The sequence below is a fragment of the Pseudomonas sp. LSJ-87 genome (assembly GCF_032971465.1).
Lineage (GTDB): Bacteria > Pseudomonadota > Gammaproteobacteria > Pseudomonadales > Pseudomonadaceae > Aquipseudomonas > Aquipseudomonas putida_Z.
In genome coordinates, this window is the sequence record NZ_JAWJYQ010000056.1 from 31,161 (window position 1) to 40,497 (window position 9,337).

The 9,337-nt window shown below is 64.7% G+C and carries 6 protein-coding genes; 3 read left to right on the plus strand and 3 right to left on the minus strand.

Translation table 11 applies throughout. From position 1 onward, the window contains the following. Positions 1-28: 28 nt before the first annotated feature. On the plus strand, positions 29-1,825 hold the full coding sequence (locus RYH74_RS24065; protein ID WP_317410352.1) for a glycoside hydrolase family 15 protein: 1,797 nt from the start codon (positions 29-31) through the stop codon (positions 1,823-1,825). Positions 1,826-2,124: 299 nt separating this feature from the next. Continuing rightward, entirely contained in the window at positions 2,125-2,745 is a 621-nt protein-coding gene (locus RYH74_RS24070; protein WP_015270992.1) for a TetR/AcrR family transcriptional regulator, read from the plus strand. Positions 2,746-2,928: 183 nt separating this feature from the next. On the opposite strand, the gene preA is transcribed toward RYH74_RS24070, so the two are convergent. The 3 genes from preA to hydA form a co-directional block, all read right to left on the minus strand. Further along, positions 2,929-4,203, minus strand: a complete 1,275-nt coding sequence (gene preA, locus RYH74_RS24075) for an NAD-dependent dihydropyrimidine dehydrogenase subunit PreA (RefSeq protein ID WP_075045658.1) — start codon at positions 4,201-4,203, stop codon at positions 2,929-2,931. Further along, complete coding sequence (locus tag RYH74_RS24080; RefSeq protein WP_317410353.1) at positions 4,204-5,571, minus strand: NAD(P)-dependent oxidoreductase; 1,368 nt, start codon at positions 5,569-5,571, stop codon at positions 4,204-4,206. Positions 5,572-5,851: 280 nt separating this feature from the next. Beyond that, on the minus strand, positions 5,852-7,291 hold the full coding sequence (gene hydA, locus RYH74_RS24085; protein ID WP_317410354.1) for a dihydropyrimidinase: 1,440 nt from the start codon (positions 7,289-7,291) through the stop codon (positions 5,852-5,854). A gap of 342 nt (positions 7,292-7,633) precedes the next feature. Here hydA and RYH74_RS24090 point away from each other — a divergent pair, with 342 nt between their 5' ends. Further along, positions 7,634-9,124, plus strand: coding sequence for an NCS1 family nucleobase:cation symporter-1 (locus tag RYH74_RS24090; protein ID WP_317410355.1), 1,491 nt, complete (start codon positions 7,634-7,636; stop codon positions 9,122-9,124). Positions 9,125-9,337 lie beyond the last annotated feature (213 nt).

Genomic DNA, 9,337 nt, shown 5'->3' on the forward strand with positions numbered 1-9,337 from the left:
GCACAGGCAACCACACAAAGGAGCCTCAATGCCTGCCCACATCGAAGACTATGCCCTGCTGGGCAACTGCCGCAGCGCCGCCCTGGTCAGCCGCGATGGCTCGCTCGACTGGCTGTGCCTGCCACGCTTCGACGCCCCCGCGGTATTCGCCGCACTGCTGGGCAACGAGGAAAACGGCCGCTGGCGTCTGGCCCCCTGCGACCCGGTCGAACACAGCAGCCGCCAATACCTGGACGACACCCTGGTGCTGGAAACCACTTGGGTCACCGCCACCGGCCGCGTCCGTGTGCTCGACTTCATGCCGCTGGGCGAGGCCAACGCGCTGGTGCGTATCGTCGAGGGCCTCGCTGGCGAAACCAACTTCGAAATGGACCTGGTCATGCGCTTCGACTACGGCCGCAGCGTGCCCTGGGTAGAACGGCTCGACCCGCTGACCCTCAGCGCCGTCGCCGGCCCCGACCGGCTGATCCTGTGCAGCACCGTCCCCCCGCATGCCCGTGACCAGCACACCGTCGCCCGCTTTCGCGTTGGTGCGGGCGAACGCCAGGTGTTCAGCCTGCGCCACCAGCCCTCGCACCTGCCGGTGCAGCCCGGCTGTGATAGCGATGAAGCGCTGACGCAGACCATCGACCAATGGCAGGCCTTCGCCGCCCGCTGCCCACAGGTGGGCCCATACTCCGCCCTGGTGCGCCGCTCGCTGCTGACCCTCAAGGCCATGACCTACGCGCCCACCGGCGGCATCGTTGCCGCCGTCACCACCTCACTGCCCGAGCGCATCGGCCACGAGCGCAACTGGGACTACCGCTTCTGTTGGCTGCGCGACGCGACCATGACCCTGCTGGCCTTCATGAACCTCGGCTACTTCGACGAAGCCCAGGCCTGGCGCGAGTGGCTGTTGCGCTCGGTGGCCGGCAACCCCGAGCAGATGCAGATCATGTATGGCCTGGCCGGTGAGCGCGACCTGCAGGAATACACCTTGCCGTGGCTGGCCGGTTACGAGCACTCGCAACCGGTGCGGGTGGGCAATGCAGCGTCAGCGCAGATGCAGCTGGACATCTACGGCGAACTCGCCGATGCCATGACCCAGGCAATCAAGGGCGGCTTGCCCCGCCACCCGCGCAGCGCCGCCATCGCCCGCTCGATCCTGCCTTACGTCGAGCGCATCTGGCGCCAGCCGGACGAGGGCATCTGGGAAGTGCGCGGCGGTCGGCAGCAGTTCGTGCACTCCAAGGTCATGGCCTGGGTGGCCTTCGACCGTGCCGCGGGGCTGGCCGACACCACCGAGGAAGGCCGCGAGCGCGGCCGGCATTACCGCCAAGTGGCTGACGAGATTCGTCGTGAAGTGTGCGCGCAGGGCCTGGACCCCAGCGGCCGCTTTTTCGTCCAGGCCTATGGCTCGAGCGAGATGGACGCCAGTTTGTTGCACATCGCCCTGACCGGCTTCCTGCCGGCGGATGACCCACGCTTCTTGCGCACGCTCGAACAGGTCGAACAGCGCCTGCTGAAAAACGGCCTGCTGCTGCGCTATGACAGTGACTGCTGCAGCGACGGCCTGACACCCGGGGAGGGCACCTTCCTGGTGTGTTCGTTCTGGCTGGCCGACGTGTATGTATTGCTGGGCCGCCAGGCACAAGCGCAGGCACTGTACGAACGCCTGACCGGCCTGTGCAACGACCTTGGCCTGCTGGCCGAACAGTACGACCCGGCGGGCCAGCGCATGCTCGGCAATTTCCCCCAGGCGTTCAGCCATATCGGCATCATCAACACCGCACTGAACCTGCACCGCGCACAGTGCCCGGTGCGTGATCGGGCGAGCTGTAGCTAAGTCAGGTGGCGGTCTCCCCCTGTAGGAGCGGCCTTGTGTCGCGATCGGGCTGCAAAGCAGCCCCGGCAATTCATGCAGTGAGGCTGAAATCCCGGGGGCGCTACGCACCCCTTTCGCGACACAAGGCCGCTCCTACAGGGATTGCGCTGGCTTGGAGTAAGCGGAGTAGACTAGGGCAAACCCCTTTGGCACGGAGCACACATGGGCATTTGCGGTACTGACCGGCAGATCGACAACATCGAGTTCAATTTCATCTACCCAGACGGTTATGAGCTGGCGGTGTGGACGGCGCAAGCCTGATGGCCAACCACAAGATCGAAATCCGCCGGCGCAATATCGAGAAGATCCTGCAGGCGGCGGAAAAGGTGTTCGCCGAGAAGGGCTACGGCGCCACCTCGATGGGTGATATCGCCGAGCAGGCCGAGTTGCCGCGTTCCAACCTGCATTATTACTTCAGCACCAAGGACGACCTGTTCCGCGCGGTGCTGCAGGACCTGCTGGATGTGTGGAAGCAGGACGCGCTGTGCTTCGAGAACTTCGACGACCCGCGCGTGGTGCTGACCAGTTACATCCGGGCGAAGATGGGCCACTCGCGCTCGCGGCCGCTGGGCTCGAAGATCTGGGCCGAAGAGATGCTGCATGGGGCGCCGGTGCTGGGAGTGAACCTGGATGAAAGCCTGGTGCCCTGGGCCAAGCTGAAGGAAGCCAAGATCCGCCGCTGGGTGGAGGAGGGGCGCATCCTGCCGGTGGAGCCGTCGGCGCTTTTGTACATGATCTGGGCCTCGACCCAGCACTATGCCGACTTTGGTTACCAGGTGACGTTGCTCAATGGCGGGGAGGCGTTGTCGGACATGGCCTTTGAAAATGCCGTGCAGACGGTGACCAGCGTGATCTTGCGGGGGATCGGGCTGGAGCCTTGAACCGAAGTTGCATGTTGCCACGGTCCTATTGTGGGAGCGGCCTTGCGTCGCGAAAGGGCTGCGCAGCAGCCCCGGCAATTCACGCTGCGAAGCTGAAATCCCGGGGCCGCTTCGCGCCCCTTTCGCGACACAAGGCCGCTCCCACAAAAAGGACCGCGTCAGTCGGTGGGGTAGAAAACTGCCTCAACTGGCCTCGCGGTAGGGGTTACGCGGGTCCTGCGTCCAGTTCAGGTACGGCTTGCCGGTATCCTGAGTCACCATCTCGATGCAGTTCTCCACCGGGCAGGTGATCTGGCACAGGTTGCAGCCCACGCATTCCTCCTCGATCACGCTGTAGGCATGCGTGCCATCTGCATTCAGCGTACTGGCAATCGCCTGGTGCGAAGTATCCTCGCAGGCAATGTGGCAGCGCCCGCAGCCAATGCATGCTTGCTGGTCGATGTGCGCCACTGACTTGTAGTTCATGTCCAGGTACTTCCAGTCGGTGGTATGCCCCACCGCCTGGCCGCGGAACGCCTCGATGTTGCGGTGCCCGTGCTGGTCCATCCAGCGCGCCAGGCCGTCCTTCATGTCCTCGACGATGCGGAAACCGTGCAGCATCGCTGCCGTGCACACCTGCACGGCGCCACTGCCCAGGGCCATGAACTCGGCTGCGTCACGCCAGCTGCCGATGCCGCCAATGCCACAGATGGGCAAGCCGCGCGTTTGCGGGTCGCGGGCGATTTCCGCCACCATGTTCAGGGCAATCGGCTTCACCGCCGAACCGCAGTAGCCGCCATGGGTGCTCTGGTCGCCGACGATGGGGTGGGCGACCATGCGGTCGAGGTCGACGCTGGTGATCGAGTTGATGGTATTGATCAGCGACACTGCATCGGCCCCACCACGGTGCGCGGCGCGCGCCGACTGGCGGATGTCGGTGATGTTCGGCGTGAGTTTGACGATCACCGGCAGCGAGCAGTACGTCTTGCACCAGCGGGTGACCATCTCCACGTACTCCGGCACCTGGCCGACCGCAGCACCCATGCCGCGCTCCGGCATGCCGTGCGGGCAGCCGAAGTTCAGTTCGATGCCATCGGCCCCGGTGGCTTCCACCAGCGGCAGGATGAACTTCCACGAGTCTTCCACGCACGGCACCATCAGCGACACGATCAGCGCGCGGTCGGGCCAGTCCTTCTTCACCTGGGTGATTTCGCGCAGGTTGATGTCCAGCGAGCGGTCGGTGATCAGCTCGATGTTGTTGATGCCTTGCACCTGGCGGTTGGGGCCGTAATGCGCCGAGTAGCGCGACGACACGTTGACTGCCGCCGGGTCTTCGCCCAGGGTTTTCCACACTACGCCACCCCAGCCGGCCTCGAAGGCGCGGACCACGTTGTAGGCCTTGTCGGTTGGCGGTGCGGAGGCCAGCCAGAAGGGGTTGGGTGCCTTGATGCCGGCAAATTCGATGGACAGGTCGGCCATTTACGCAGCCTCCACGTTGAGCATGAGTTGGGCATGGATGGCTTCGGCGGCCAGCTTGCCGTGTTGCACCGCCTGGACGGTAAGGTCCTGGCCCAGGGCGGTGCAGTCGCCGCCGGCATATACGCCAGGCAGGCTGGTTTGCATCCTTTCGTCGACGCGGATGCGCTCGCCTTCGCGAGCCAGTTGCGCGGCTACCGGGTCGCCGAGGCTGGCGTCGTCGAAGCGTTGGCCGATGGCCTTGAAGATGGCGTCGGCGGCCAGTTCGAAGGTTTCGCCGGTGTCGCGCAGGCGGCCGTCTGCCAGCTCGGTGCGGGCAAAGCGCATGCCGCACACCTTGCCGCTGTCGTCCAGCAGCACGGCATCGGGGCGGGCCCAGGTGTGCAGGCGTACCTGGTTGGCCTTGGCGATGTCCTGCTCGTGGCCGGTGGCACCCATGTCGGCATGGCCACGGCGGTACACCAGGTTGACGTCACGGGCACCCAGGCGGCTCATCTGCACGGCCATGTCGATGGCGGTGTTGCCGGCGCCGATGACCAGGCAGCGGTCGGCCAGGGGCAGCTGGCTCAGGTCCTCGGCCTGGCGCAGTTCGCGGATGTATGCGGTGGCGGCGAGCAGGCCGGGGGCTTCTTCATCCGGCAGGTCGAGCTGGCGCACGGCATTCAGGCCGAGGCCGAGGAACACTGCGTCGTACTGATCGCGCAGTTCGCCCAGGCCGAGGTTGCTGCCCAGGCGCTGGCCATGGCGGATCTCGATGCCGCCGATGCCGAGCAGGAATTCCACTTCACGCTGGGCGTAGTCGTCCACCAGCTTGTAGCGGGCGATGCCGTACTCGTTGAGGCCACCGGCCTTGTCGCTGGCCTCGAACACCACCACATCATGCCCGTGCATGGCCAGGCGGTGGGCGCACGACAGCCCGGCGGGGCCGGCACCCACTACGGCGATGCGCTTGCCAGTGGCCGGCGAACGCTGGAACGGGTGCTCGGTGAACTGGGCGTTGTCCAGGGCATAGCGCTGCAGCTGGCCGATCAGCACCGGTGCGCATTCCTGCGCGTTGTTGCGCACGCACGCTTGCTGGCAAAGGATTTCGGTGGGGCAGACGCGGGCGCAACTGCCGCCGAGGATGTTGGCCGAGAGGATGCGTTCGGCGGCGCCTTGCAGGTTTTCGTCGCTGATGCGGTGGATGAACGACGGGATGTCGATGTCGCTGGGGCAAGCGTTGACGCAAGGGGCGTCATAGCAATACAGGCAGCGTGCGCTTTCGACGGCGGCCTGGCGGGCGGTGAGGGGTGGGGCCAGGTCGCTGAAGCGCTCGGCCAGCTGGTCGGCGCCGGCCCGTGGGCGCGGCAAGTGGTTCAGGGCGTTGATCACGGTTGTAGCCTCTCTTTTTATATGGGGCTTGGAATGGGGGCGCGGTGCGCCCCAATCGCCGGCAAGCCAGCTCCCACAGGTACAGTGTTGTCCGTGAGAGCAATGCCATCCCTGCAAGAGCTGGTGCCATCAGGAGGCCCATGCCCTTGAGAGCTGGTTCCATCAGGAGAGCCATGCCCTTGAGAGCTGGTTCCATCAGGAGAGCCATGCCCTTGAGAGCAGCACTATTCCTGTGGGAGCTGGCTTGCCGGCGATGGGCTGCGCAGCAGCCCCAATGGCTTCAGCGCTGGACGGGCGTCGGCCGCTGCACTTCAGCCCTGCGCCCCAGCACCTCGTACACCGACGGATACGCCGGCCGTTCCACATACCGGCCCGCGCCTTTTTCCGCACGCAGGTCGCCATCGGCCCAGAGCACCTTGCCCTGGCTGATGGTATGGCTGGGGATGCCGCGCACGGTACGGCCTTCGAAGATGTTGAAGTCCACCTGCTGGTGATGGGTCCTGGCCGAGATGGTGCGGGTGCCTTGCGGGTCCCACAGCACCAGGTCGGCGTCGGCGCCAACACGAATGGCACCTTTGCGCGGGAACAGGTTGAAGATTTTCGCGGTGTTGGTGGAGGTCAGCGCGACGAACTCATGCATCGACAGGCGCCCGCTGTTCACCCCGGCATCCCACAGCACCGCCATGCGGTCCTCGATGCCGGCAGTGCCGTTGGGGATACGGCTGAAGTCGTCGCGGCCCATGGCTTTCTGCTCGGCGCAGAAGCAGCAATGGTCGGTGGCGGTGGTGTGCAGATTGCCCGATTGCAGCCCGCGCCACAGCGCCTCCTGGTGTTCACGCGGGCGGAACGGTGGGCTCATCACGTAGCCTGCGGCGGTGGCCCAGTCCGGGTCACGGTAGACGCTGTCATCCAGCAGCAGATGGCCTGGCAGCACTTCGCCGTACACCGGCTGGCCCTTGCCCCTGGCATAGGCGATTTCGTCCAGCGCTTCGCGGCTGGAAACATGCACCAGGTACAGTGGCGTGCCCAGGGTCTCGGCAATGCGGATGGCGCGGCTGGCCGCCTCGCCCTCGACCTGGGACGGGCGTGACAGCGGGTGGGCTTCCGGCCCGGTCAGGCCCTGGGCCAGCAGTTTTTTCTGCAGGTGGTACACCAGTTCGCCGTTCTCGGCATGCACGGTGGGCACCGCACCCAGTTGCAGGCAGCGTTCGAAGCTGGCCACCAGGGTGTCGTCGGCGGCCATGATCGCATTCTTGTAGGCCATGAAGTGCTTGAAGCTGTTCACCCCATGTTTGGCCACCAGTTCGCCCATTTCTTCGGCCACCTGCTCGCTCCACCAGGTGATGGCGACATGGAAGCCGTAGTCGCTGGCGCTTTTCTGCGCCCAGCCGCGCCAGGTGTGGAAGGCCTCCAGCAACGACTGCTGCGGGTTGGGGATGACGAAGTCGATGATCGAGGTGGTGCCACCGGCCAGGCCCGCGGCGGTGCCGCTGAAGAAGTCCTCGCTGGCCACGGTGCCCATGAACGGCAGCTGCATGTGGGTATGAGGGTCGATGCCGCCGGGCATCAGGTACTGGCCGCTGCCGTCGAGGATCTCGCAGTCGGTGGGCGGTTCGAGGTTTTGCCCGATGGCGCGGATCAGGCCATCGGCACACAGGACATCGGCGGGGTAACTCTCTTCGTGGGTGACCACGGTGGCGCCACGGATCAACAGGGACATGCCGTTTTCCTCGCAGGCTGACCGGTCTGGGCCGGTTCTTGGAATTGTCTGGGTACAGGGCGGGCAGGGCGGTTAATCCTGTCAGACCTGACAAGATTGGAGGCTAGATGCAGATACGGCATTCAGCAAGAAAATTTTCCCATTAATTTTGTGGTTTTTAACTCATTGAAATTAAGGAAATTATTTGATTTGCGGTGCTGACTACGGGGCTTTTTGAAACTTTGACTGACTTGACAAGATGGAAATCTGGTCGAGATTTTCAAGCACATAAAGCGTGTGTACTCCGGCCATCGCATCAACCCGATGGGCAAACAACTACAAGAACATCTGGAGAAGGCCCCCATGCAGCAGAGCAGATCGGAAGTGGTCGAGCAGGATGGGCTGTTCGAGCTGTCCGAGGGCAGCGATGTCCTCGACAGCCCGCGCTACAACCATGACATCGCCCCGACCAAGGTGCACCAGCGCACCTGGAACAAATGGCATATCACCGCCCTGTGGGTAGGCATGTCCATCTGCGTGCCCACCTACACCCTCGGCGGCGTGCTCACCGCCTACTTCGGCCTCAGCGTGGGCGAGGCCTTGCTGGCGATTTTGCTGGCCAACCTGATCGTGCTGATCCCGCTCACCCTCAACGCCTTCCCTGGCACCAAATACGGCATTCCGTTCCCGGTGCTGCTGCGTTCGTCGTTCGGCATCCTCGGCTCCAACGTGCCATGCCTGATCCGGGCAGTGGTCGCCTGTGGCTGGTTCGGCATCCAGACCATGTTCGGCGGCCTGGCCATCCACCTGTTCCTCGGCTCGGTGTTCGACGGCTGGAAAGCTTTGGGCGGCACCGGTGAGGTGATCGGCTTCATGATCTTCTGGTGCCTGAACCTGTGGGTGGTGCTGCGCGGCGCCGAGTCGATCAAGTGGCTCGAAACGCTTTCGGCACCGCTGCTGGTGGCGGTCGGCGTCGGCCTGCTGTTCTGGGCCTTGCCGCACATGTCGATGACCGAACTGCTGGCCCAGCCGCCCAAGCGCCCGGAAGGGGCGAACATGCTCGGCTTCTTCTGTGCCGGGCTTACCGCCATGGTCGGTTTCTGGGCCACGCTGTCGCTGAACATCCCCGACTTCAGCCGCTACGCCCGCAGCCAGAAGGACCAGATTCTCGGGCAGATCTTCGGCTTGCCGCTGACCATGTTCCTGTTCGCCGCGCTGGGCGTGGTACTCACCGCTGCTTCGGCGTCGCTGGTTGGCGAGACCGTGTCCGACCCGGTCAGCCTGATCGGCAAGATCCACAGCCCGTTCTGGGTGGCCCTGGCCATGGCGTTGATCGTGATCGCCACGCTGTCGACCAACACCGCGGCGAACATCGTGTCGCCTACCAACGACTTCCAGAACATCGCCCCACGCCTGATCGGGCGCAGCCGCGCGGTGTGGCTGACCGGCTTCATCGGCCTGGCGCTGATGGGCCATGAGCTGCTGAAGAAGCTGGGCTGGATCGTCTCCGACCTGAGCCTGGAGAGCGTGTACTCCAACTGGCTGCTGGGCTATTCCAGCCTGCTGGGGCCGATCGCCGGGATCATGGTGGTGGACTACTTCCTGATCCGCCGGCAGAAGCTGGACCTGGCCGGGCTGTACCGCGACGACGTGTACCCGGCGTGGAACTGGGCCGGTTTTGCCGCCTTTGCGTTGCCGGTCGCGCTGACCGTGATGGCCATTGGCAACAGCAGTTTCAGCTGGTTCTACGACTACGGCTGGTTCACCGGTTCGCTGCTGGGCGGGGCGCTGTATTACCTCTTCGCCGGCGTGGTCGCGCGCAGCCCGGCGCGGGTGGCCAAGCCCTTGCCGTGAGACCGCGCTGGCTTCTTCGCGGGTAAACCCGCTCCCACAGGTACAGCGCAGGTCCTGAGGCCAACGCTGTACGTGTGGGAGCGGGTTTACCCGCGAAGAGGCCGGGACAGACAACAAAAATGCCTGAGGAAAATCCCATGACCCCAGCCCAACAAGTAATGCAATCCACCCAGCACCACATCGACAGCACCCGCCTGTGGCAGTCCCTGATGG